At 71.6% G+C, this 23,199-nt stretch carries 23 protein-coding genes; 11 read left to right on the top strand and 12 right to left on the bottom strand.

The window, feature by feature from the left end; translation table 11 throughout:
• Window positions 1-11: 11 nt before the first annotated feature.
• The gene (locus tag NZH93_RS18890) at window positions 12-992 is read right to left on the bottom strand and encodes a DUF3027 domain-containing protein (RefSeq protein ID WP_259624607.1); all 981 of its coding nucleotides are present in this window, start codon (window positions 990-992) and stop codon (window positions 12-14) included.
• Between the two features lie 66 nt (window positions 993-1,058).
• Here NZH93_RS18890 and NZH93_RS18885 point away from each other — a divergent pair, with 66 nt between their 5' ends.
• From NZH93_RS18885 to NZH93_RS18875, 3 genes are all read left to right on the top strand, one after another.
• The gene (locus NZH93_RS18885) at window positions 1,059-1,826 is read left to right on the top strand and encodes a glutaminyl-peptide cyclotransferase (protein WP_372506693.1); all 768 of its coding nucleotides are present in this window, start codon (window positions 1,059-1,061) and stop codon (window positions 1,824-1,826) included.
• Between the two features lie 93 nt (window positions 1,827-1,919).
• Entirely contained in the window at window positions 1,920-3,632 is a 1,713-nt protein-coding gene (locus NZH93_RS18880; RefSeq protein ID WP_259624605.1) for an MFS transporter, read from the top strand.
• 80 nt (window positions 3,633-3,712) lie between these two features.
• Window positions 3,713-4,192 carry a DUF2771 family protein gene (locus NZH93_RS18875; protein WP_308214212.1) on the top strand — a complete coding sequence of 160 codons (480 nt, stop codon included), beginning with the start codon at window positions 3,713-3,715 and terminating at the stop codon, window positions 4,190-4,192.
• A gap of 588 nt (window positions 4,193-4,780) precedes the next feature.
• On the opposite strand, the gene NZH93_RS18870 is transcribed toward NZH93_RS18875, so the two are convergent.
• Window positions 4,781-5,167, bottom strand: coding sequence for a cold-shock protein (locus NZH93_RS18870; RefSeq protein WP_106185445.1), 387 nt, complete (start codon window positions 5,165-5,167; stop codon window positions 4,781-4,783).
• 124 nt (window positions 5,168-5,291) lie between these two features.
• Between NZH93_RS18870 and NZH93_RS18865 the strand changes: the two genes are divergently transcribed.
• Window positions 5,292-5,495 carry a hypothetical protein gene (locus NZH93_RS18865; protein ID WP_259624425.1) on the top strand — a complete coding sequence of 68 codons (204 nt, stop codon included), beginning with the start codon at window positions 5,292-5,294 and terminating at the stop codon, window positions 5,493-5,495.
• On the opposite strand, the gene NZH93_RS18860 is transcribed toward NZH93_RS18865, so the two are convergent.
• Window positions 5,458-6,105 carry an HAD family hydrolase gene (locus tag NZH93_RS18860; protein WP_259624424.1) on the bottom strand — a complete coding sequence of 216 codons (648 nt, stop codon included), beginning with the start codon at window positions 6,103-6,105 and terminating at the stop codon, window positions 5,458-5,460. The genes NZH93_RS18865 and NZH93_RS18860 overlap by 38 nt on opposite strands.
• An 82-nt stretch (window positions 6,106-6,187) precedes the next feature.
• On the opposite strand from NZH93_RS18860, the gene NZH93_RS18855 reads away from it, so the two are divergent.
• The gene (locus NZH93_RS18855; RefSeq protein ID WP_259624423.1) at window positions 6,188-6,754 is read left to right on the top strand and encodes a TetR/AcrR family transcriptional regulator; all 567 of its coding nucleotides are present in this window, start codon (window positions 6,188-6,190) and stop codon (window positions 6,752-6,754) included.
• Between the two features lie 49 nt (window positions 6,755-6,803).
• Entirely contained in the window at window positions 6,804-8,033 is a 1,230-nt protein-coding gene (locus NZH93_RS18850; RefSeq protein WP_259624422.1) for an Nramp family divalent metal transporter, read from the top strand.
• Here NZH93_RS18850 and NZH93_RS50710 read toward each other — a convergent pair.
• Window positions 8,015-8,986, bottom strand: coding sequence for a Gfo/Idh/MocA family protein (locus tag NZH93_RS50710; RefSeq protein WP_259624421.1), 972 nt, complete (start codon window positions 8,984-8,986; stop codon window positions 8,015-8,017). The genes NZH93_RS18850 and NZH93_RS50710 overlap by 19 nt on opposite strands.
• Before the next feature lie 32 nt (window positions 8,987-9,018).
• Between NZH93_RS50710 and NZH93_RS18840 the strand changes: the two genes are divergently transcribed.
• Complete coding sequence (locus NZH93_RS18840) at window positions 9,019-9,393, top strand: YccF domain-containing protein (RefSeq protein ID WP_259624420.1); 375 nt, start codon at window positions 9,019-9,021, stop codon at window positions 9,391-9,393.
• Here NZH93_RS18840 and NZH93_RS18835 read toward each other — a convergent pair.
• From NZH93_RS18835 to NZH93_RS18815, 5 genes are all read right to left on the bottom strand, one after another.
• Entirely contained in the window at window positions 9,374-9,769 is a 396-nt protein-coding gene (locus NZH93_RS18835; RefSeq protein ID WP_259624419.1) for a VOC family protein, read from the bottom strand. The genes NZH93_RS18840 and NZH93_RS18835 overlap by 20 nt on opposite strands.
• A 76-nt stretch (window positions 9,770-9,845) precedes the next feature.
• Window positions 9,846-11,447 carry an AMP-binding protein gene (locus NZH93_RS18830; protein ID WP_259624418.1) on the bottom strand — a complete coding sequence of 534 codons (1,602 nt, stop codon included), beginning with the start codon at window positions 11,445-11,447 and terminating at the stop codon, window positions 9,846-9,848.
• An 81-nt stretch (window positions 11,448-11,528) separates the two neighbouring features.
• Window positions 11,529-12,329, bottom strand: coding sequence for a metallophosphoesterase family protein (locus NZH93_RS18825; RefSeq protein WP_259624417.1), 801 nt, complete (start codon window positions 12,327-12,329; stop codon window positions 11,529-11,531).
• 90 nt (window positions 12,330-12,419) lie between these two features.
• Window positions 12,420-13,202, bottom strand: a complete 783-nt coding sequence (locus NZH93_RS18820; RefSeq protein ID WP_259624416.1) for an HAD-IIA family hydrolase — start codon at window positions 13,200-13,202, stop codon at window positions 12,420-12,422.
• Window positions 13,203-13,239: 37 nt separating this feature from the next.
• Window positions 13,240-13,695: a MarR family winged helix-turn-helix transcriptional regulator gene (locus NZH93_RS18815; protein ID WP_259624415.1), complete on the bottom strand. Its 456-nt coding sequence runs from the start codon at window positions 13,693-13,695 to the stop codon at window positions 13,240-13,242.
• A 146-nt stretch (window positions 13,696-13,841) separates the two neighbouring features.
• On the opposite strand from NZH93_RS18815, the gene moaA reads away from it, so the two are divergent.
• Window positions 13,842-14,900, top strand: a complete 1,059-nt coding sequence (gene moaA / locus NZH93_RS18810; protein WP_372506692.1) for a GTP 3',8-cyclase MoaA — start codon at window positions 13,842-13,844, stop codon at window positions 14,898-14,900.
• A 1-nt stretch (window position 14,901) separates the two neighbouring features.
• Window positions 14,902-15,156 carry a MoaD/ThiS family protein gene (locus NZH93_RS18805; protein WP_259624414.1) on the top strand — a complete coding sequence of 85 codons (255 nt, stop codon included), beginning with the start codon at window positions 14,902-14,904 and terminating at the stop codon, window positions 15,154-15,156.
• Window positions 15,157-15,166: 10 nt separating this feature from the next.
• On the opposite strand, the gene NZH93_RS18800 is transcribed toward NZH93_RS18805, so the two are convergent.
• Window positions 15,167-17,908, bottom strand: a complete 2,742-nt coding sequence (locus NZH93_RS18800; protein WP_259624413.1) for an ATP-binding protein — start codon at window positions 17,906-17,908, stop codon at window positions 15,167-15,169.
• Between the two features lie 414 nt (window positions 17,909-18,322).
• On the opposite strand from NZH93_RS18800, the gene NZH93_RS18795 reads away from it, so the two are divergent.
• Both NZH93_RS18795 and NZH93_RS18790 read left to right on the top strand, forming a co-directional pair.
• Window positions 18,323-18,976 carry a LysM peptidoglycan-binding domain-containing protein gene (locus NZH93_RS18795; protein ID WP_259624602.1) on the top strand — a complete coding sequence of 218 codons (654 nt, stop codon included), beginning with the start codon at window positions 18,323-18,325 and terminating at the stop codon, window positions 18,974-18,976.
• A gap of 95 nt (window positions 18,977-19,071) precedes the next feature.
• Window positions 19,072-21,792 carry an AfsR/SARP family transcriptional regulator gene (locus tag NZH93_RS18790; protein WP_259624412.1) on the top strand — a complete coding sequence of 907 codons (2,721 nt, stop codon included), beginning with the start codon at window positions 19,072-19,074 and terminating at the stop codon, window positions 21,790-21,792.
• Here NZH93_RS18790 and NZH93_RS18785 read toward each other — a convergent pair.
• Together NZH93_RS18785 and moaC are read right to left on the bottom strand one after the other, a co-directional pair.
• The gene (locus tag NZH93_RS18785; RefSeq protein WP_259624411.1) at window positions 21,779-22,717 is read right to left on the bottom strand and encodes a molybdenum cofactor biosynthesis protein MoaE; all 939 of its coding nucleotides are present in this window, start codon (window positions 22,715-22,717) and stop codon (window positions 21,779-21,781) included. The two genes, NZH93_RS18790 and NZH93_RS18785, sit on opposite strands and share 14 nt — an antisense overlap.
• Window positions 22,714-23,196, bottom strand: a complete 483-nt coding sequence (gene moaC, locus NZH93_RS18780) for a cyclic pyranopterin monophosphate synthase MoaC (protein ID WP_259624410.1) — start codon at window positions 23,194-23,196, stop codon at window positions 22,714-22,716. Before moaC ends, NZH93_RS18785 begins: the two co-directional genes overlap by 4 nt.
• Window positions 23,197-23,199 lie beyond the last annotated feature (3 nt).

Genomic DNA, 23,199 nt, shown 5'->3' with positions numbered 1-23,199 from the left:
GGGCTCCTGGGTCACTGGGTCGCGGTCTCGTTCCCGGTCTCGGCCGTCTCTGCCGGGGCCTCGCCCTCCGCCTGGGCGGGGACCTCGGTCTCGACTTCGGCCACCGCGGGCGTCTCGATGTCGACTTCGGCCACGGCAGGCGCGTCGGCGGGTGTCTCGGCGTCGACCTCGGCAGGCGCATCGGCCACGGCAGGCGCATCGGCCACGACGGGCGCATCGGCCTGGGCCGGGACCTCCCGGCGGACCTCGTTCGGCTCCACGTCGAGCTGGGCGTCGTCGTAGACCACGTCCGACACGGGGATGCCGACGCTCATGTCGATCTCGACCTCGGAGTGCGCGCCGCAGCCGTACTCGACGTGCACCACGCGGCCGTCCGCGGGCGTCAGCTCGTTCGCGCACACGCCGAACGCGGCGCCGAGCGAGCCCTTGATCTGCTGGTAGAAGCCGCAGCTCCCGCACGTCGCGGGCGCGCTGCGGGCCATGTCGCTCAGCGGCCCGAAGTCGCTGCCGTGCCAGCGCTCGGCGGCGTCGAGGCGGCCGTTGCGACCGAGCACGCGCACGCGGCCGAGGCCGATCTCGCGCGAGACCTCCTCGATCGCCGGGTCCTCGGACTCCAGGTAGCCGGGCACGAGCCGCGGGTCGTCGGCCCTGGTCGGCATGAGGTCGCCCACACCGAGGTCACCGGCGCGGACCCGGTCCTCCCACGGCACCCAGTCCGGCGCGACCAGCGCCTCGTTGCCGGGCAGCAGCACGACCTCGCTCACCGAGAGCGGCGTGCCCTCCCCGGCGAACGCGACCGTCACGGCCCAGTTCCAGCCGTGGTAGCCGGCGTGGTTGGCCTCGAAGAGGTGGGTGACCGAGACCTCGTCCTCACCGAGCACACCCACGTGCGCGCCGATGCGTTCCTGGCCTGCTTCCTCCTGCGCGGCGGCGCGGGCGAGATCGACGGCTTCGGAATCGGCGAGCACCGGCTGCGGGTGCTGAGTGGGCATGGGGGTCACAGGTGAATTGTGCCGCACGACTACACAGTCCCGTGCACACGTGTCACCCTTCTGGACGTGCGGTGGCTCCTGGCGTTGGTGGGACTGGTCCTCGTCGGCGCGTGCACGACCCCGCAGACCCCTTCCGGAGGCTCGTCGGACGCGCCGTCGAAGGTCGAGGTGCTGGCCACGATCCCGCACGACCCGACCGCGTTCACGCAGGGCCTTGAGCTGAGGGACGGCGTCCTCTACGAGGGCACGGGCTTCGAAGGCGAGTCGACGATGCGGCGCGTCGACCCGGCCACCGGCGCCATCCAGGCGAAGGTCGACCTGCCCGGCCCGCTGTTCGGCGAGGGCATCACGCTCGTCGGCGACCGCGTCTGGCAGATCACCTGGCAGGACGGAATCGCCATCCAGCGCGACCGGACGACGCTCGCCGAGGTGAAGCGGGTCACCTACGACGGCGAGGGCTGGGGCCTCTGCCTCGACGGTCAACGGCTCGTCATGAGCGACGGCACGGCCGAGCTGGCGTTCCGCGACCCGACGACGTTCGCCGAGACCGGCACCGTGGCCGTGACCAGGGACGGGCAGCCGCTCCAGTACATCAACGAGCTGGAGTGCGTGAACGGCTCGGTGTGGGCGAACGTGTGGCAGACGGACCAGATCGTGCGCATCGACCCCGCCAGCGGCAAGGTGACCGCGACCGTCGACGCCAGTTCCCTGCGCCCGGCCGACGTGCCGAAGTCGAACGTGCTGAACGGGATCGCGGCCGTGCCGGGCACCGACGAGTTCCTGGTGACGGGGAAGAACTGGCCGAGCGCGTTCCGCGTCCGGTTCGTCGCGTGACCCTTCCGGGGGTGCCCCGGAGCGGGTGATTCACGTCCGCCTCGCGCCCGTTCCCGCACACCAGGCGTCCGCGTGAGGCAGGATTGGGGCGTGATGCGCTCCGGTTCGGACGACCCGCACGGCACACCTCGTGCCCGGCGCGGCTGGAGCGGCGGCCGCAAGTCCCGCCGCGGGCCGGAGCAGCCCCAGGGCGTCTCCCAGTGGCCGCCGAACCCGCCGCCCCGGCAAGCGCCCCCGCGCAGGCAGCCGCCTCCCCGCCAGGAACCGCCGCGGTACCCGTGGGACGAGGAGGACTACCAGCCGAGGCAGAACACCGAGGCGCGCTTCGACTTCGAACGGCCCTCCCGCCAGCGCCCGACCAGGCCGTACCCGACGGGTGAGCCGCCGGACCCCGAGCAGCGCCCGCGCCGGGAACCGGTGCCCCCGTCCGAGCAGGCCACCGAGCCGACGCTGCCGAAGAAGCTGACCGTGACCAGGGTCGCGATGTTCCGCGGCAAGCAGCTCAGCAAGCAGGCGGTGACCGCGTTCCGGAAGGCCGCGCACGCGGACGGGGCGGAGAAGTCCGGGCTCACCGCCCTGACGTACGCGGTGATGCTGAACTACGCCGCCGACGCCGCGATGGCCGTGGCGCTGGCGAACACGCTCTTCTTCTCCGCGGCCACCGGCGAGAGCCAGGGGAAGGTCGCCCTCTACCTGCTGATCACCGTGGCGCCGTTCGCGCTGATCGCACCGGTGATTGGGCCCGCGCTGGACCGGATCCAGCGGGGTCGGCGGATCGCGCTGGCCGCCGCCTGCGTGCTGCGGGTGTTCCTGTCGATCATCATGGCGCTGCACTTCGACGACTGGGGGCTGTACCCGGCGGCGCTGGGCAGCATGGTGCTGTCGAAGTCGTTCACGGTGCTGAAGTCGGCGATCACGCCGCGCGTGCTGCCGCCGGACATCACGCTGTCGAAGACGAACGCGCGGATGACGGTGTTCGGCTTGGCGGCAGGCGGCGTGTTCGGGGCCGTGGCCGCCGGGTTCGCGCAGCTCTTCGACTCGCCGGGGGCGCTGTGGTTCACGGCCGTCCTGTGCCTGGCGAACGGGTGGCTGTGCCTGCGGATCCCGGCCTGGGTCGAGGTCACCGAGGGCGAGGTGCCCACGTCGATGCGCACCGAGCCGAGGAAGGCGAAGCGGCAGCCGTTGGGGCGGCACGTGGTGGTGTCGTTGTGGGGCAACGGGACCATCCGGATGCTGACCGGGTTCCTGACGCTGTTCGCGGCGTTCGTCGTCCGGGCCCAGACGGAGGGCGACGCCGGGAAGCAGTTGCTGCTGCTGGGCGTGATCGCCGGGGCGGCCGGGATCGGCAGCTTCCTCGGGAACGCCGTGGGGGCACGGTTGCACTTCGGGAAGCCTGATCAGGTGGTGATCGCCTGTTTGGGGGCTTCGTTGTTCGTGGCGGTGTTGGCGGCGGTGCTGCCGGGGTTGGCGACGGCGGCTGTTGTGGGGTTGGTGGGGGCTACGGCCAGTGGGTTGGCGAAGATCAGTTTGGACGCGGTGATCCAGGATGATCTGCCGGAGGAGTCTCGGGCGTCGGCGTTTGGGCGGTCGGAGACGATCCTTCAGTTGACCTGGGTGTTCGGTGGGGCGTTGGGGGTGTTGTTGCCCGCTACGTACTGGGTCGGGTTCACGGTGTTGTCGGTGTTGTTGGCGGTGGGGTTGACGCAGACGGTGATGTGTCAGCGTGGGGGGTCGTTGATCCCCGGGATCGGTGGGGATCGGCCTGAGCATCCTGGGGCGGTGCATCCTACGAAGCCCATCGGGTGAGGGGACCGGGTGAGGGGGCTCGGTGAGGGGCTTGGTGCGGGTGGGGGTGCTCGGGGGCGGGCTGCGTAGAGTTTGGTTGCGTGCGCCGAGTTCTTGCTGTGCTGGTCAGTGCGGTTGTGGTGGTTGCGGGGTGTTCTGCGCCGTCGTTGCCTGAGGTGACGTTCTACTCGTCCGGGAAGACGGTGAACGTTCGTCCTACGCAGTACTGCGACCTGGAGTCGGAGAACTGCGTGGTTGACGCTGGGGCTGTGGGGGTTTTGCGGGTTCGGCCTGGGTTGCCCGTGCAGATTTCTGTGCCTGGGGAGGTGGCGGATTCTGCTTGGTCGGTGAAGTTCACGTACCGGGATGGGGATGGGGTGGGGCAGGAGCCGTTGCGGTCCAAGGTCTTTACTTCTGCTGAGCCTCGGTATGCTTATACGTTGGAATTGCCTGCTGCTGATGATCAATTGGAGAGTGTTGAGGTTCAGCAGTTCGGGAAGAGGGTCCAGATTGATGAGACTGGGCAGATTGAGTTCGTGGCTCGGGGGACCTGGGTTTTGTCTGTGGATGATCGGGGTTGAGGGTGGGGTTGGGGTTGCTGGTCGGCGCTGGTACCAGCGTGGTGTGGCCGATTTGACTTGGGGCCCCTAGATTCGACCCTTCGTCGGGCAATAAAGGGCAGAAGGTGAAGCTGCCGCCCGACGCAAGTTTAAGGGTCGAATCCCCCAAGTAAAATCGGCCACGGTTTTAGGGCGGTGGGTGCCGGTTTCGTAGTGGGCCACCCGTGGGTCGCGTTGGTGGTGGGTCGCCAGGTTTGCGTCGGCTTTGTGGGTCACCAGGGTTGCGCTGGCTTTGCGGTGGGTCGCCACTGGGTCGCGTTGGTGGTGGGTCACTCGGGTTGCGTCGGCTTTGTGGAGGGTCACTGGGGTTGCGCCGGTTTGTGGTGGGTCACCAAGGTTGCGCCAGCTTTGTGGTGGGTCACTCGGGTTGCACCGGTTTGTGGTGGGTCGCCAGGGCTGTTGGTAGTGGCGTGCGTCAGGGCGAAAGGTGGCGGCTTGTTGCCACCGCCACCACCGTCGCCGCCCTCGCCACTGCGCTCGCCGCCGTCACGGCGCTCGCCACCGCTGTCACCCCCACCACGGCCGTCGCCGTCGTCGCCGTTGTGGCCTTTACGGGTCGAGTTCCCGTGCCACTGCGCGTACTACCTCTGCTACCAGCTTTGTCGTCTTGCGGTCTGGGTAGCGGTTTCGGCGTAGGTCTGGCTGGATCTTGGTTTCCAGCAGTTTGATCATGTCTTCTACCAGGCCGTGCAGTTCTTCCGCTGGTCTGCGCCTGGCTTCGGCTACTGAGGGTGCGGGGTCCACCAGGCGTACCGAGAGGGCTTGTGGGCCTCTGCGGCCTTCTGCCATGCCGAATTCGATGCGTTGTCCGGCTTTCAAGCCCTCGACGCCCGGAGGGAGCGCGGACTTCCGCACGTAGACGTCCTCGCCACCGTCCTGGGTGACGAAGCCGAAGCCCTTCTCGGTGTCGTACCACTTGACCTTGCCGGTCGGCACTGCCCTCACCATTCCCTTGCTTTGACATGACGAAGCGCCCTAGGGCGTGCCCAGGACGCGTTCCCCCAGAGTAGCCAGAAGACCGGCGTGCGGGCACCTCCGATTGCGCGACTACCCTCGGGGCATGACCGCTTCGAAGCTGATGCCGCTGGCACTGGGCTTGTTCGCGCTCGGACTGGTGGCGATCGTGGTGGTGTTCGTGCTCTTCGCGGCTGGGCGGAGCGACCTGCCGGTGTGGTTGAACGTGGCCGCCTGGTTGTTGACGCCGGTGGGGTTGGCGGTTGGTGTGGTCAGCGTGGTGCGGAGTTCTCGGTCGAAGCGGCGCTGAGGCGGTCTGCGTTCTCGCGCAGCCACGTCGGGAACTCGGTGAGGTCGGGGAAGACCACGTCCGCACCCTCTTCCTTCAACTCCGCCTCGTCGCAGGGGCCGGTGGTGACGCCCACGGCTACCGCGCCCGCGGCCTTGGCGCCGCGCACGTCGCCCAGGTGGTCGCCCACGTAGACGGCCGCGCCGTGCAGGAGCAGGGCTTCGGCCTTGCCGGTTGACCAGACGCCGCCGATGAGGTGGTCGACCTCCCAGCCGAAGGCGTCGAGGTGCAGTTTGGCGTTCTGGCGGTACTTGCCGGTGACCACGACTACGGTGCCGCCCAGCTCGCGTACGGCCGCAAGCGATTGCGCCGCGCCTGGCAGCTCGACCGTGGACGGGATGACGACGTCGGGGTAGAGGGCGCGGAAGCGGGTGACCAGGTCGGGGATCTCCTCCTCCGGGACGCCGCTCTCCCGGTAGACCATGTCGAGCGGCGGGCCGAGGTGGGCGGCGAACGCCTCGCCGTCGAGCGGGTAGCCGGTCTCCTTGGCCACGGCGTTCATCACCGCCGCCATGCCCGGTCGGGGGTCGATGAGGGTCATGTCCAGGTCGAATCCCACGGTCAACGGCACCGGCTCACTCTACGTGGATTGACGAAAAGCGGTCCCCCGTCCAGGTGATGGGCACTTCGGCCGAATATGTAAGGCTCACCACGTGACTCGAACCACCGAGAGCGCGCTGCGCGAGAGCCTGCTCGCCGCCGCGGCCGAGGACCTGGCGGCGAACGGGTTCGCGGGGTTGCGGATGGCCGACGTGGCCAGTCGGGTGGGGGTGAGCAGGCAGACGGTCTACAACGAGTTCCGGAACAAGGAGGGGCTCGTGCAGGCCGTGGCGCTGCACCGGACGGCCGAGTACCTGACGGGGGTCGAGCAGCGGTTGAACGAGGCCGCGGACCCGTTCGAGGGGATGCGGAACGCGCTGATGTTCATGCTGGAGCAGGCCGCGAGGGACCGGCTCGTCACGTCCGTGGTGACGGGGGCGGACGCCGAGGACCTGCTGCCGTTCCTGACGACCAAGGGGCTGCCGGTGCTGGTGCCCGCGACCGAGGTGGTGGCCAAGCACCTGCGGCTGCGGTGGCCTGACCTGCCGGTCGAGCGGGCGGGGCAGGCGGCGGAGACGATCGTGCGGCTGGCGCTGAGCCACCTGCTGCTGCCCAGCGGGCCGCCCGAGCGGGCCGTGGACGCCATGATCGCGGTCGCGAGGGCCGTGCTGCCGGAGTGACCGGGGCTTGTTGCCATGATGTGGCGACAAGCTACGAGGAGGTCCCCCGGTGGTCGCGATTCGCCCGAAGGTCGCCCGTGTCAGAGCGGGCGCCGTGCTCCTCGGTCCCGCCTTCGTGGCGGCCATCGCCTACGTCGACCCCGGCAACGTCGCCACGAACACCGCCGCGGGCGCCCGGTACGGGTACCTGCTGGTCTGGGTGCTGGTCGTGGCGAACGTGATGGCCGGGCTGGTGCAGTACCTGTCGGCGAAGCTCGGGCTGGTCACGGGGCAGTCGCTGCCGGAGGCCGTGCGCGACCGGATGCCGAGGCCGGTGCGACTCGCCTACTGGGGGCAGGCGGAGGTCGTGGCGATGGCGACCGACCTCGCGGAGGTGCTCGGCGGGGCCATCGCGCTGGGGCTGCTGTTCGACCTGCCGCTGCTGGTCGGCGGGGTGATCACCGGTGTCGTGTCGACCGCCCTGCTGCTCGTGCAGGACCGGCGCGGGCAGCGGCCGTTCGAGCGGGTCGTCACGACGCTGCTGGTGGTGATCGCCGTCGGGTTCGCCGCGGGCCTGTTCGTCGACCCGCCATCGGTCTCGGGGACCCTTGGCGGGCTGGTGCCGCGGTTCGACGGCGCGGACAGCGTGCTGCTCGCGGCCGGGATGCTGGGCGCGACCGTGATGCCGCACGCCGTGTACCTGCACTCGGCGCTGGCCCGCGACCGGCACGGCAAGCCCGCCGAAGGCGCACCGCGCCGACGGCTGCTGGCCGCCACCAAGGTCGACGTGGTGATCGCGATGGTGTTCGCGGGCGCGGTGAACACGGCCATGCTGCTGCTCGCCGCGGGCGCGCTGCGGGACGTGCCGGGCGTCGACGGCCTGGAGGGCGTGCACGCCGCCGTCGGCACGCAGCTCGGCGGCGGGATCGCGCTACTGTTCGCCATCGGCCTGCTCGCGTCGGGCTTCGCCTCCACGGCCGTCGGCTGCTACGCGGGCGCGGTCGTGATGGACGGCCTGCTGCGCTTCCGGATCCCGCTGCTGACCCGGCGGCTCATCACGCTCGTGCCCGCCCTCGTCGTGCTGGCCGTCGGCGTCGACCCGACCCAGGCCCTGGTGCTGTCGCAGGTCGTCCTGTCGTTCGGCATCCCGTTCGCGCTGGTGCCGCTGGTGTGGCTGACCGCCCGGCGGTCCGTCATGGGCACGGCCGCCAACCGCGTCGGCACCACCGTCGCGGCCGGTGCCGTGTCGGTGGCCGTGATCGCCCTCAACCTCGTGCTGGTCTACCTCACGTTCTCGTAGCTCACGCCCAGCGCGTCGAGCGCCGTGGTGAGCGTGCGCATCACGGCCAGGGTGTCGTCCAAGGTCATCTCGGGGCTCTCCGTGTAGCCGGCGGCGACCCGCTGGGTGACCTCGGTGAGCTGGTAGGTGTAGCCGGTGCCCTCCAGCTCGACCCGCTCCTCGACGCCGTTGACGACGATGGCCGACGGGTTGAAGAACGGCTCGGGGACGTCGATGCGCCCACCGCTGCCGACGATGGTCGCGCTCACCTCCGGCGTGCTGGTCAACGAGCACGTGAGCAGCCCGTGGGCGCCGTTGGCGTAGGCGAGCAGCAGCGCCACGTCGGCGTCCACACCGGACGGTGCGAGCGAACCGTGCACGGTGATCGACTCGGGTTCGCCGAGCAGCATGTGCGTGAACGACACCGGGTAGACGCCGAGGTCGAGCAGCGCGCCGCCGCCGAGCGCCGGGTTCCACAGCCGGTGCGACGGGTCGTAGGCGGCGGTGAACCCGAAGTCCGCGTGCACCGCCCGGACCTCACCGATGGCCCCTTCGGCGACCAGCGACTTGATCCGGCGGACCAGCGGGTTGAACCGCGTCCACATGGCCTCCATCAGGAACAGGTTCCGCTCGCGGGCCAGGTCGACGAGGTCCTGGGCGTCGGCCAGCGTCAGCGTGAACGCCTTCTCGCACAGCACGTGCTTGCCCGCGAGCAGCGCGGCCCGCGCCACCTCGTGGTGCTGGGCGTGCGGTGTGGCCACGTAGACCACGTCCACGTCCGGGTCGGCCAGCAGGTCCGCGGTGCTGCCGTAGGCGCGCGGGATGCCGTGCTTCTCGGCGAACTCCTGCGCGCGCGGCAGTGCGCGCGACGACACGGCGAGCACTTCGGCACCACGCACCAGCAGCAGGTCGGCGGTGACGACGTCAGCGATACCACCAGGGGCGACTACGCCCCAACGCACGGATTGGGTCACAGCACCGCAGCCTAATCAGGCAAGATCGAGGTATGCGCCTCATCCTCAATCTGATCTGGCTGATCCTGTGCGGGTTCTGGATGGCCGTCGGCTACGCGATAGCCGGGATCATCTGCTGCGTCCTGATCATCACCATCCCCTGGGGCATCGCGTCGTTCCGCATCGCGAACTACGCGCTGTGGCCGTTCGGGCGCACGGTCGTCGACCGCCACGACGCGGGAGCGGCCTCGCTGATCGGCAACATCATCTGGATCGTCGTCGCGGGCATCTGGCTGGCCATCGGCCACGTCGTCACCGGCGTCCTGCTGTGCGTCACGATCATCGGCATCCCGTTGGGAATCGCGAACTTCAAGCTCATCCCCGTGTCCCTGATGCCGCTGGGCAAGGTCATCGTCGACGTGCCGTGACCACCTCGTGCACGCAGAGGACGTTGCCCTCGGAGTCGTGGAACCACGCCGCGCGCTCGTCGCCCATCGCCGCGATGTGGTTCACCGTCCTGAGGTCGGGCAGGTCGTAGTCCTCGAACCGCACCCCTCGCCGCTCCAGGTCGGCGACCTCGGACTCCAGGTCGTCGACCTCGAAGGTCAGCACGGTGTGCGCGGTCTGCGCGCCCGCCTCGGCGGGCATCAGCCCCAGCCCGTCACCTCGGCCCAGCTCGAACACCCTGGTGCCGTCCGGCTGCACGCCGACGGCCTTGAGCCCGAGCTGGTCGGCGTAGAACCGGCCCGCCCGTTCCGGGTCGGTCACGGGCAGCATGGTGGTGGTCTTCGCGGCGGTCAGCATCTCGGGCTCCTTCGCTCTCCCCTCGGCACCCCATCGTCCGCCCGGCCGCGACGCTGGTCCACGGGTCGGAAGGCCCCTACTCCAACCCGAGCAGCGCCACGGCCTCCTGGCGCATCTGGACCTTGCGGACCTTGCCGGTCACGGTCATCGGGAACTCGTCGACGACGTGCACGTAGCGGGGGACCTTGTAGTGCGCGAGCTTCCCGGCGCAGAACTCCCGCAGCGCCTCGACGGTGATGGCCGCGGCGCCGGGCCGCAGTCGGACCCACGCCATCAGCTCCTCGCCGTAGCGGGCGTCCGGCACGCCGATGACCTGCGCGTCCAGGATGTCCGGGTGGGTGTAGAGGAACTCCTCGATCTCGCGCGGGTACACGTTCTCGCCGCCGCGGATCACCATGTCCTTGATGCGGCCGGTGATGTTCACGTAGTCGTCGGCGTCCATGACGGCGAGGTCGCCGGTGTGCATCCAGCGGGCCGAGTCGATCGCCTCGGCCGTCTTGTCCGGCTGCTCCCAGTACCCGAGCATCACCGAGTAGCCGCGGGTGCACAGCTCACCCGGCGTGCCGCGCGGCACGGTCCCGCCGGTGACCGGGTCGACGACCTTGACCTCCAGGTGCGGCCCGACCCGGCCGACGGTGGACACGCGGCGGTCCAGCGAATCGTCCGCGCGGGTCTGCGTGGACACCGGTGACGTCTCGGTCATGCCGTAGCAGATGGACACCTCGCGCATGCCCATCCGATCGATGACCTGCTTCATCACCTCCACCGGGCACGGCGAGCCCGCCATGATCCCGGTGCGCAGCGACGACAGGTCGTAACCGTCGAAGTCCGGTTCGGCGAGCTCGGCGATGAACATCGTCGGCACGCCGTACAGGGACGTGCAGCGCTCCTCGGCGACCGCGCGCAGCGTCGCGGCGGGCGAGAAGCCCTGCGCGGGGATGACCACGCAGGCGCCGTGCGAGGTGGCCGCGAGGTTGCCCATGACCATGCCGAAGCAGTGGTAGAACGGCACGGGGACGCAGATCCGGTCGGCCTCGGAGTAGTTGACGAGCTCGCCGACGAAGTACCCGTTGTTGAGGATGTTGTGGTGCGACAGGGTCGCGCCCTTCGGGAACCCCGTGGTGCCGGACGTGTACTGGACGTTGATCGGGTCGTCGGCCGACAGCTCGGGGAACTCCGGCCGCTCCCGCGCCGCCAGCAGCTCCGTCCACTCCGGACTCCCGAGCAGCACGACCTGCCGGAGCCCGGCGCACTTCGACCGGACCTGCTCGATCATCCCCGCGTAGTCGGACGTCTTGAAGTCGCGCGCGGCGACCAGCGTGCGCACCCCGGACTGGTTGAGCACGTACTCCAGTTCGTGCACCCGGTAGGCCGGGTTCACGTTGACCATGATCGCGCCGATCTTGGCCGTGGCGTACTGGACGAACACCCACTCGGCGCGGTTCGGCGCCCAGATCCCGACCCGGTCGCCCACGCGCACGCCGGACGCGAGCAGCCCGGCGGCGAGCGCGTCGACCTCGGCGGCGAGTTCGCGGTAGGTCCAGCGGCGGCCGGTCTCGCACTCGACCAGCGCCTCCCGGTCGCCGAAGCGCTCGACGGCGCGGTCGAAGTTCGCGCCGATGGTGTCCCCGAGCAGCGGGACGGTCGAGGTACCGGAGGAATAGCTGACCGTGGACACGACGACCTCCCGCGACGACGTTGAGCGCTCCCCCAACCTTCGCACGGCCGCCCGGTGAAAGCATGGGTCCTGGCGGGACGCTCAGCCGTAGGGCAGCTCGACCACCAGGCACGGGCCGCCGCTGTACAGCCCGGCGTCGATCGCCAGCACCCGGCCGTCGGCGTACTGGAGGGGACCGTCGATCTGCTCCGGCGGCACCCCCAACTGGTCGGCGATGACGCTGTGGCCGTGCACGACGACCTTGCCGCCGAGCTGGTCCAGCATCTGGTCGGCGACCTCGACGCCGTGCGTGCCGCGGAACGCGTACCGCGTCGTCATCCGCCGCCAGCACTCCCACCACTCGGACAGGTCGTCGTCGGCGACCACCTCGCGGACGGCGTCGTTGACCTCGTCGATCGTGTCGCCGTACTCCAGGTACGCCATCGTGTCGGAGTGCATCAGCAGGTGGTCGTCGACCAGCGTCATGACCGGCCTGCTGGTCAGCCACTCGATGTGCTTGTCGGTGAGGCGGTCCTGGTCGCTGCGCAGGCCGCCGTTCATCAACCAGCTCCGCTCGAAGCTGCGGGCGCTGGGCGCGCCGGGCACGTTCGTGTTCCCGAAGCGGTGCATGCCGAGCAGCAGCACCTCGTGGTTGCCCAGCAGGGCGTTCACGCTGCCACCCGCCTCGGCTGCCTCCGCAGAGAGCCGCATGACCAGCTCGATCACGCCGATCCCGTCCGGCCCCCGGTCGACGAAGTCGCCGAGGAACCAGAGTTCCGACTCCCCACCGCACCAGTCGCCGTCGGAATCGAGGAGGTCGGCGAGGTGCAGGGAACGAGCGAGTTCCGCGAGGTGCCCGTGCACGTCGCCGACCACGAAGAGCTTGCGCTGGTCGGTGTCCACGAACGCGACGTTACTGCGTTGGAGGACCGCTGTTTCGCGGACTCCGGCCCGACCGCCCGAAGTCGGCCCCGCGCGGGTGGGCTCCGGGGGCTAGAAGGGGGCCGCGGAGTTGCCCACCAGGTCGGCGATGGAGTTGATGACCCTGGTGGGGCGGAAGGGGTACATCTCGGCCGTGGAGTCGGCGGAGATGCCGGAGAGGACGAGGATGGTCTGCAGGCCGGCCTCCAGGCCCGCGCGGATGTCGGTGTCCATGCGGTCGCCGATCATCAGGGTGTTGGCGGAGTGCGTGCCCAGCGCCCGCAGCGCCGACCGCATCATCAACGGGTTCGGCTTGCCGACGAAGTAAGGCTCGCGGCCGGTGGCCCGCGCGATGAGGGCGGCCACGGCGCCGGTCGCCGGCAGCGAGCCCTCACGGCTCGGGCCGGTGGCGTCCGGGTTGGTGGCGATGAACTTCGCGCCCTCCTCGACCAGGCGGATCGCCTTGGTGATGGCGGTGAAGCTGTAGGTGCGGGTCTCGCCGAGCACGACGTAGTCGGGGTCGCGGTCGGTGAGGACGTAGCCGATCTCGTGCAGGGCGGTGGTCAGGCCCGCTTCGCCGATGACGAACGCCGAGCCGTTCGGGCGCTGCGAGTCGAGGAACTTGGCGGTGGCCAGCGCCGAGGTCCAGATCGCGGTCTCGGGCATGTCCAGCCCGGTGCGCGCCAACCGCGCCCGCAGGTCTCGGGGGGTGTAGATCGAGTTGTTGGTCAGCACCAGGAACTTGATGTCGTTCCCGGTCAGCTCGGCGACGAACTCGCTCGCGCCGGGGATCGGGTGCTCCTCGTGCACCAAGACGCCGTCCATGTCCATGAGGTAGTTCCAGCTCTCCGGCATGCGGCACATGATTCACCCGAGCGTGGCACCGGGCTACTCAGCCCTTGACGACGCGAGCCCGGAACACGTCGATGGACGCCTTGTTGTAGCGCTCCAGCACCTCGATCTCGGCCGGGGTGAAGCCCGAGAGCACCTCCTCGACGGACGCCAGCGCGTCCTCGAAGAGGTGCGCGAACTTCTCGGCGTTCTGCCGGGTGACCTCGACCAGCACCTTGCGGCGGTCGTGCGGGTCGCGCACGCGGCGGACGTACCCGGCGCGCTCGAGCCGGTCGATCACGCCGGTGACGGCGCCCGTGGACAGCCCGGACAGCTCCGCGATGCGGCCCGCCGTCAGCGCCCCGTCGGCGCGCATGGCGAGGTCGAGGCACTTCTCGTCGGTGGCCGACAGCCCCATGTGCTCGGCGACGCGGCTGTGGAACATCACCGTCAGCGCGCTCATCTCGCGGGCGTACCAGGCGAACCGCTCCAGCACGTCGGACGGCACCTCGGCCATGACCACACTCCTCTTGGCTTGTTCAACATCTTAGCGACTAAGAAAGGAGCAACCACGTCGGCCTTGTGGGTGACGACGACCGTCGCTTCCGTCACAGCGCGCTCCGCTCCACCGCCCACTCGTGTTTCCGCACTACCCTGGCGGAGGTGACAGCAGTCGAACTCGGGTTGCCAGTCCTCCGCGGCACGCCGGACGCCTCCACGCGTCCGGACAGGCCGGAACTGATCGACCGCTTCGGCCGGGTGGCGACGGACCTCCGGGTCTCGCTGACCGACCGCTGCAACCTGCGGTGCACCTACTGCATGCCCGCCGAGGGCCTGGACTGGTTGCCGACGTCCGAGGTGCTCAGCGACGACGAGCTCGTCCGGCTGCTCCGGGTCGCCGTGACCGAGCTGGGGGTGACGGACGTCCGCTTCACCGGCGGCGAGCCGCTGCTGCGCCGGGGGCTGGAGGACGTGATCTCGGCCACGGCGGCGCTCTCCCCGCGGCCGAAGATCTCCATGACCACCAACGGCCTGTCGCTCGCCAAGCGCGCCACGACCCTGGTCGAGGCGGGCCTGAACCGGGTGAACGTCTCGCTGGACACGCTCGACCGGACCCGCTTCCACGAGCTGACCCGGCGCGACCGGCTGCACGACGTGTTCGAGGGCATGGCCGCCGCCCGCGCGGCTGGCCTCGACCCGGTCAAGATCAACTCCGTGCTGCTGCGCGGCGTGAACGAGGACGAGGCCGTCCCCCTCCTGCGCTACGCCGTCGAGCACGGCTACCAGTTGCGGTTCATCGAGCAGATGCCGCTCGACCCGCAGCACGGCTGGGACCGCGCGAACATGGTCACCGCCGCCGAGATCCTCGCCTCGCTGAAGACCGAGTTCGAGCTCACCCCCGAACCGGCCGCCCGCGGTGGCGCCCCCGCCGAACGCTGGCTCGTCGACGGCGGCCCCGCCGTCGTCGGCGTCATCGCCTCCGTCACCAGGCCGTTCTGCGCCGCCTGCGACCGGACCCGCCTGACCGCCGACGGGCAACTGCGCAACTGCCTGTTCAGCCAGTCCGAGACCGACCTGCGCGCCCCGCTGCGGGCGGGCGCGACCGACCAGGAGATCGCCGACCTGTGGCGCGCGACGATGTGGGCGAAGGCCGCCGGGCACGGCATCAACGACGTCGGGTTCAGCCAGCCCGACCGTCCCATGAGCGCGATCGGAGGATGACGTGCCCGAACTGACGGTGCGGTACTTCGCGGGAGCGCGGGCCGCCGCGGGCGTGCCGGACGAGAACATCGACCTGCACGGCTCCCCCACGGTCGCCGACGTGCTCACCGCCGTGCGCGACCGGCACGGCGAGCCGCTCGCGCGGGTGCTGGCCGCGGCCAGCTTCCTGCTCGACGGCGTGGCCGTCCGCGACCGCGCCATCCCGGTCCGGTCCGGAGCGCTGCTGGACGTGCTGCCCCCGTTCGCCGGCGGCTGAGTTCGCCCCGTCACGGGGTCGCTGAAGGTTCGTCCGCCCCGAGCAGGGCGCGCACCTCGGCGGCGTCCGGCGCGCCGAGTTCCTCTAACACCTCCAGCGCCGCGCGCCAGCACCCGGCCGCCATGCGGTCCTCGCCCATCGCCAGCCGCGTCCGTCCCAGCCAGGTCAGCGCGTGCGCTTCGCCGATCCGCCTGCCGGTCCGGCGGCTGAGGTCGAGCGCCGCCCCGCCCTGCTCCAGCGCTTCGGCGACCTCGCCGCGGGCCAGGCGGATCGCGGCGAACTCCACCAGGACCCGCGTGCGGCGCACGTGCAACTGGCCGCTCCTGGCGGCCTCGTCGGAGTCCTCCACGTGCCGCAGCGCGGTGTCCAGGTCGCCGAGCAGCCGGTGGCCGGTGGCGAGGCCGAGGTGGGCGTCGACCTGGCCGCGCCGGTAGCCCGTGCGGGCGCTGGTCCCCAGCGCGGCGCGGTGGTGGCCGATCGCGGCAGGCAGGTCGCCGAGGACGCGGTGCACCCGGCCCAGGGTGTTGCGGGAGTCGACCTCGCCCTTGCTGTCGGCCGCCCTGGTCGCCAGGTCGAGGCCGTGCAGGGCTCGGCGCAGCGCCGCCGCGGGGCGACCGAGGTCCAGTTCGACGTTGGCCATGCTGTCGACGCCGCCCGCGCGGAAGACGAGGCCCACGTCGACGGTCTCGTGCGACGCCAGCGCCGCGGCCAGGTGCTGCTCGGCCAGCGGGAGGTTGCCCACCAGGTAGTGGGTGTCGCCGACGTGGGCGGTCGAGAAGGCCACGCCGTACGCGAGGTCGTTCTCCGAGGAGATCCGCAGGACCTCCAGGACGTGCTCCATGCTGCGGTCGAGCGGACCGAGGTCGATGTGGACGCCCGCGAGGTTGAACAGGGTGGGCGCCTGCTGGACGGGGTCCTCCGCGCGCTTCAACTCCAGCGACTCGCGGAGGGCGGCGGCGGCCGCGTCGAGGCTGCCCAGGTCCCAGTTGACGATCGCGTAGTTGGACAGGACGGCGCCCACGTCGAGGGGCGTGCCGACCTCGCGGGCCAGGTGGAGGGCCTTGGTGAACTCGTCGACGGCCAGTGCGAGCCCTCCGCCGCGCCAGTGGGCCAGCGCGAGGCCGCGGCGGGCGACGAACTCGCCGTAGCGGTCCGAGGCGGCGGCCTCCAGCGCGGCCTCCGACGCGGTGAGCCAGTCGGAGAGGTGGCCGTGGAAGTAGAAGTAGCCGCGGGCGAGGTCGGTGAGCAGCCAGGCGACCTCCGGGCGGCCGAACCCGGCCGCCCGGACGGCCGTGGCGACCAGCGTGGCGCGTTCGGCGTCGAACCAGGCCAGCGCGTCCTCCGGCTCCTCGACGACCGGGACGCCCGCAGGGAGGGCGACGCGGTGGAACTCCGGGTTGAGCGCGCGCCCGGCGGCCAGGGTCGCGCCGAGCAGGTGGTCGAGGAGCCCGCCCAGCGGGTCGGGTTCGGCCATGCCCGCGGCGTAGAGGCGCAGCAGGTCGTGCAGGAGGTAGCGGCCGGGCGTCGAGTGCCGCACGAGGCTCGCGCCGACCAGCACGTCGAGCAGGCCCCGCGCGTCCGCGCCCAGCACGGCGGACGCGGTCGCCACGCCGAAGTCCGGGCCGGGCACGTGGCCGAGCCTGCGGAACAGCCGCTGGGCGTCCACCGGCAGCACCCGGTAGGAGAGGTCGAACGCGCGCCGCACGGCGACGTCCCCGTCGACCGACAGCGCCGCGAGCCGGTCGGTGTCGCGCAGCTCGGCGGCGTAGTCCGCCACGTCGTCCGCGTAGCGGCCCACGAGGTTCGCCCCCGCGATGCGCAGCGCGAGCGGCAGCCGCGCGCACAACCGGACCAGCTCGTCGACCGCGGCGGGCGCCTCGGCGGCCAGTTCCTCGCCGATCATGCCGCCGAGCAGGTCGCGGGCTTCCGCGTCGGCGAGCCCGCCCAGCTCGACCTGGTGGACGCCGGGCGCGGCCGACAGGTCGTGCCTGCTGGTCACCAGCGCCACGCAGCCGGGCGCCTCGGGGCGCAGCGGGCCCAGGACGGCCTCGGTGGCGTTGTCCAGCAGCACGAGGACGCGCCTGCCCTCCAGCGCGGCCCGGTAGGCGCGCACCTGGTCGTCCAGCCGCACCGGGATGGCATCCGGCGGGGTGCCCAGCGCGCGCAGGAACCGCGACAGCACCCGTTCGGGCGCCACGGGTTCGCCCGGCGCGTACGCGCGCAGGTCGCCGTAGAGGCTGCCGTCGGGGAAGCGGGACCGCAGCCGGTGCGCGGCCCGCACGGCGAGCGCCGTCTTGCCGATGCCGGGCGGGCCGGAGATCACCAGCACCGGCGCGGTGGCCCCGGCCAGTTCGGCCACCTGCTCCCGCCTGCCGACGAAGTCCGGCAGGTCGGCCGGGAGCTGCGCCGGGACGGGCGGTCCGGGGTCGGCGGGGGCCGGGTCCCGGTCGACGAGCGCGTCGACGTCCTCGCGCGGCACCCGGAGCCGGTAGCCGCTCGGTTCGGTGGTGACGAGGTCCGGGACGCCGAGGAGGTGGCGGAGCCGCAGCACGACGGCGCGCACCGCGCGCTCCGGGCTCGCGGGCGGTCCGGCCGGCCACATCCGCTCGATCAGGGTCGCCATCGGGACGGGTTGGTCGGCGTCCATGGCGAGTGCCGTGACGAAGGCCGCGAGCCGGTCGCCCACGACCTCGACCCGACGGCCGTCGACGACGATCTCGGGCTTGCCGACGATCTTGACCTCGACGCGCACGGCTTGATCGTAAGCACGGCGCGGAGGCCTCCGCAGGTCGTCCCCGAGTGGAGCAACGGCGTGAGGCATGACTCACTTAGGGTGATCCATCTCGATTGATCTCGGAATGGAAACAGACCGGTAACGGTGGCCTGAGCTGCACAAATAGCGGGGTATCAGCCCCCTTCCCGCTGTCATGGTGACGTGCGTCACAGCTTGAAACGTTTGGCGTCTCGCCACCGGTTACGTACGGTCGCTAATCGACTGGCCCCGAACCAGTCACGAGCTACACCGGGGGACCGAGCACCCAGCCCTGTCCAGCGGCCCCCCGGCACACAACCCCGAGCGAGAAATCCCGCCGGACAGGGGCTGAGGAACGCACCGGGCCCGAACCCGAGTTCCCCGTGCAGGTGCTGGTGGACCGTGAGGAAAATGATTTCTAACCGTGGCAAGCACAGCAAGCTGTCCAGTACCGCTCGCAGCATCGCCAAGGTGGCAGTGGCAGGCATCATCGTGGGTGCGCCGCTCAGCATCGCCGCAGGAACCGCCCAGGCCCAGGGTGACGTGAACTGGGACGCCGTCGCGCAGTGCGAGAGCGGTGGCGACTGGGGCATCAACACCGGCAACGGCTACTACGGTGGCCTCCAGTTCTCCCCGAGCACCTGGTCCTCCAACGGCGGCACCGGCTCGGCGGCCAACGCGTCGCGTGAAGAGCAGATCCGCGTGGCCGAGAACGTGCTCCAGTCGCAGGGCATCAACGCGTGGCCCGTCTGCGGCCAGAAGGGTCTCGGCGGTGGCGGTTCCCCCGTCGCGGCGGCCCCGGCCCCGGCCCAGAAGCAGGCCACCCCCGCGCCGTCGCAGCAGCGGACCGCTCAGGCGCCCGTCCGCCAGGCGCCCGCGCCGGTCGTGCTCTCGCTGCCGACGAACAACCCGAACGGCGACTACGAGGTCAAGGCGGGCGACAGCCTGTCGAAGATCGCCGACGAACTGAAGGTCGAAGGCGGCTGGGCCAAGCTGGCCGAGCTGAACAAGGACTTCATCCCGTCGCCGGACCTGATCACGCCGGGTCTGAAGATCGCCACCAAGTAGGACCAGCTCGACCTCGGTCGAGTGACGGACCAGGGGCCCCATCCGCTTCCCCCCGCGGCTGGGGCCCCTGCCGCCGTTTTCTGCATGATGGACCGATGAGGTTCCGCCTGCTCGGTCCGCTCGAAGTCACGCAGGGCGTCTCACCGCTGCCGATCAGGGCGGGCAGGCAGCGCGCGGTGCTCGCGGCCCTGCTGGTGGACGCCAACCGGATGGTCCCGCTGGACGTGCTGGTGGCACGGGTGTGGGACGGCGATCCGCCCGGCCGCACGGCGCTGCACAACCTGATCATGCGGCTGCGGCAGACCCTGGGCGCGACCGTCATCAGGACGCGCTCGGACGGCTACCTGATCGAGGTCGCCGAGACCGACCTGGACCTCCGCCACTTCGACGCACTGGTCCAGCGCGCCAAGGCGGCCACCGACCCCGGTCGGGTGTCCGCGCTGCTGACCGAGGCGCTGGCGCTGTGGCGCGGCGAACCGCTGGCGGACGTCCCGTCCGAGCGGCTGCGGCGCGAGGTCGTGCCGGGTCTGCTCGAACGGAAGCTGGCCGCGACCGAGCAGCGCGTCGAAGCGGACCTGGCGCTGGGCAGGCACCACGACCTCGTCGCCGAACTGCGCGAGCTGACCGACCGCCACCCGCTGCGCGAGCACTTCTGGGGGCAGCTCATGCTCGCGCTGGACGGGTCGGGCAGGCAGGCCGAGGCGCTCGAGTGCTACCGGCGGGTCGCGAAGGTGCTCGCCGAGGAGCTGGGCATCGATCCAGGCCCGGCACTGCGCGAGGTGCGCCAGCGGATCCTCACCGGCCCGGCGCCGCTCCCCACCTCGGACGCCCAGGTGCCGAGGCAACTGCCGAGGCGCACCCCGCACTTCGTCGGCCGCGCCGCGGAACTGGCCGCCCTCACCAGGTTCAGGGGCCTGACCGGGGAGACGGTGGTGATCAGCGCCATCAACGGCGGTGGCGGCATCGGCAAGACCACCCTGGCCGTGCACTGGGCGCACGAGAGCCGGGCCGAGTTCCCGGACGGCCAGCTCTACGTGAACCTGCGCGGCTTCGACGGCAAGAGCGAACCGATGGACCCCGCCGAGGCCGTTCGCGGGTTCCTCGACGCGTTCGCCGTGCCGCCGGACCGGATCCCGGCGGGCCTGGACGCCCAGGCCGCCCTCTACCGGGGGCTGCTGGCCGACCGCCGGGTGCTCGTCGTGCTCGACAACGCGCGCGACGCCGACCAGGTCCGCCCGCTGCTGCCCGCCAGTCCCACCTGCCTGGTGCTGGTCACCAGCCGCGCCCAGTTGACCGGCCTGGTGGCCCGCGAGGGCGCGAGGCCGATCCCGCTCGACCTGCTGAGCACGGCCGAGGCGACCGACCTGCTCACCCACCACCTCGGGCGGGACCGGGTCGCCGCCGAACCGGAGGCCGTGGCCGAACTGGTCGACCGCTGCGCCCACCTCCCGCTGGCCGTCGCGCTCATGGCCGCCCGCGCGGCGGTCAACCCGCGGCTGGGCCTGCGGGCGCTGGCCGACGACCTCCGCGACGAGCGGACCCGCCTGGACGCGCTGGACTCCGACGACCCCGCCAACGGCACCAGGGCGGTCTTCTCCTACTCCTACCGGCGGTTGAGCCCCCCGGCCGCCAGGCTGTTCCGCCTGCTCGGCACGGCTCCCGGCCCGGACATCTCCTTCGCGGCGGCCGCGAGCCTCGCCGGCCTGTCCGCAGCCGAGGTCCGACCGGTGCTGGAGGAGCTGGTGACGGCCCGCCTGGTCGGGCAGCCCACGCCCACCCGGCTGGCCCTGCACGACCTGCTGCGCGCCTACGCCGCCGAGCAGCACGACGACGAGCGGCACGACGCCACGCGACGGCTGCTCGACCACTACCTGCACACCGCACTGGCCGCGTGCGCGCGGCTGTACCCGCACCGGATCCCGCTCACCCCCGCGGATCCCGCGCCCGGCACCACTCCCGAGGAGGTGGCCGGTCCCGACCAGGCCCTCGCCTGGTACGGCGCGGAGCACCACGTGCTGCCCGCCGCCGTGGACCTGGCGGCGGCCACCGGGTTCGACCGGCACGCCCACCGGCTCGCGTGGTCGCTCGCGAGCTACCTCAACCAGTTCGGCCACCACCACGAGTGGGCCCGGACGCAGCGGGTCGCGATCAGCGCGGCGGAACGGGTCGGCGACGACGACTCCCGCGCCGAGGCGCACATCTCCCTGGGGCAGGCGTGCGGGAGAGCGGGCGACTTCACGCGGGCGCACGCCGAGCTGTCCACCGCGCTGACCCTCTACCTGCGGCTGGGCAACGCCGCGGGCCAGGCCGCGGCCCACGGCAGCCTCGCCTGGGCGTGCAGGTTCCTCGACCGGCACGAGGACTACCTGGAGCACAGCCTGCGGTCGGCCGAGCTCTACCGGATCACCGGCCGGAAGGAGGGCGAGTGCCGCGCGCTCAACGCCATCGCCTTCTACTACATCGACCTGGGCGACTACGAGCGCTCACTCGTCCACGGCCACCAGGCGCTCGCCATCGCGGAGGAGGTCGGCGACCTGGACTCCGAGGCGAACCTGAGGGACACCGTCGGCGTCGCCTACCACCGGCTCGGCGACCACGTCCGGGCCGTCGAGCACCTGCGCCGGGCGGCGAGCCTGTGCGTGGAGCACTGCTCGCACGACGACCAGGTCACCATCTTCGGCAGTCTCGGCGACGCCCTGCACGCCTCCGGCGACCCCGCCGAGGCCCGGCAGGCGTGGCAGCGGGCGCTCGACCTCGCGAAGAACCTGCCGGGCGCCGACGTCGACCAGCTCCGGGCCAAGCTCAGGGGCAGTTGACCCACTCGTCGGTGCCGTCCGCGAAGACCTGGCGCTTCCACACGGGCAGGCGGCGCTTGACCTCGTCGACCAGCTCCGAGCACACCGCGAACGCCTCCTTGCGGTGTTCGGCGGCCACGGCGACGGCCAGCGCGACGTCGCCGATGGCCAGCGGGCCGACGCGGTGGGACACGGCGAGGGCCCGGACGCCCGAGTAGCGGCCCGCGACCTCGGCCGCCACCTCGGCGACGACGTCGGCCGCGCTGGGGTGGCCGACGTACTCCAGCTCCCGCACGGACCGGCCGCCGTCGTGGTCGCGGACGACGCCGGAGAACGTGACGACCGCGCCCGCGCCGGCGTCCTCGACCAGCGCGGCGTGCTCCTCGACGGACAGCGGGGATTCGCCGACGGTCGCGCGGAGCACGGCGGCGGGTCCGGTGTGGACGGTCTCGTGGGTGTGGGCGGTGGCCTGGACGTGGTCGCCGCCGCGGAGCTGGTCGACGGCGTGGTCGAGCACCAGGCCGAGGACCTCCAGGCCGTCGCGGACACCGCCCGTGGAGCCGGGCAGGTTCACGACGAGCGTGCGGCCCGCCACCCCGGCCAGACCGCGCGAGAGCACGGCGGTAGGGACGGTCGGCCAGCCGGACTGGCGGATCGCGTCCGCGAGGCCGGGCACCTCGTAGTCGAGGACCGCCGCGGTGGCCTCCGGGGTGCGGTCGGTCGGGTTGACGCCAGTGCCGCCGGTCGTCACGACGACGTTCACCTCGGCCGCCACGGCCTGCCGCAAGGCGTCCGCCACCGGCTCGCCGTCGGGGACGACGAGCGCGTCGGGGACGTCGAAACCCTTGCCGCGCAGCCATTCCACGATGATCGGCCCACCGCGGTCCTGGTACACGCCGGAGGCGGCGCGGTTGGACGCGGTGATGACACGTGCCGTGGTGCTCATCTGCCCTCCGGGCGGATCCAGGTGCCGGTCTTGCCGCCGTCCTTGCGCTCCACCCGGACCGCGTCGAGCGACGCGCACGGGTCGACGGCCTTCACCATGTCGTGCAGGGTCAGGCCCGCGACGGACACCGCGGTCAGCGCTTCCATCTCCACGCCGGTCCGGTCGGTCGTGCGGACCGTGGCGGAGATGCGGACCTCCGCCTCGCCCAGTTCGAGGTCGACCTTCACGCTCGACAGCGCGAGCGGGTGGCACAGCGGCACCAGATCGGAGGTGCGCTTCGCGGCCATGATGCCCGCGATGCGCGCGGTCGCGAGCGCGTCGCCCTTCGGCAGGCCGTCCCCGGCGAGCAGTGCCACGACCTCTTTCGTCGTGTGCACCACCCCGGTCGCCACCGCTGTCCTCGTGGTGGGTTCCTTGCCGGAGACGTCGACCATGCGCGCCGCGCCGCTGGAATCCAGGTGGGTGAACTGCTCGGTCATGCC

The sequence above is a fragment of the Umezawaea endophytica genome (genome assembly GCF_025061645.1).
Lineage (GTDB): Bacteria > Actinomycetota > Actinomycetes > Mycobacteriales > Pseudonocardiaceae > Umezawaea > Umezawaea endophytica.
This window is presented reverse-complemented; position numbering and strand designations above follow the sequence as displayed.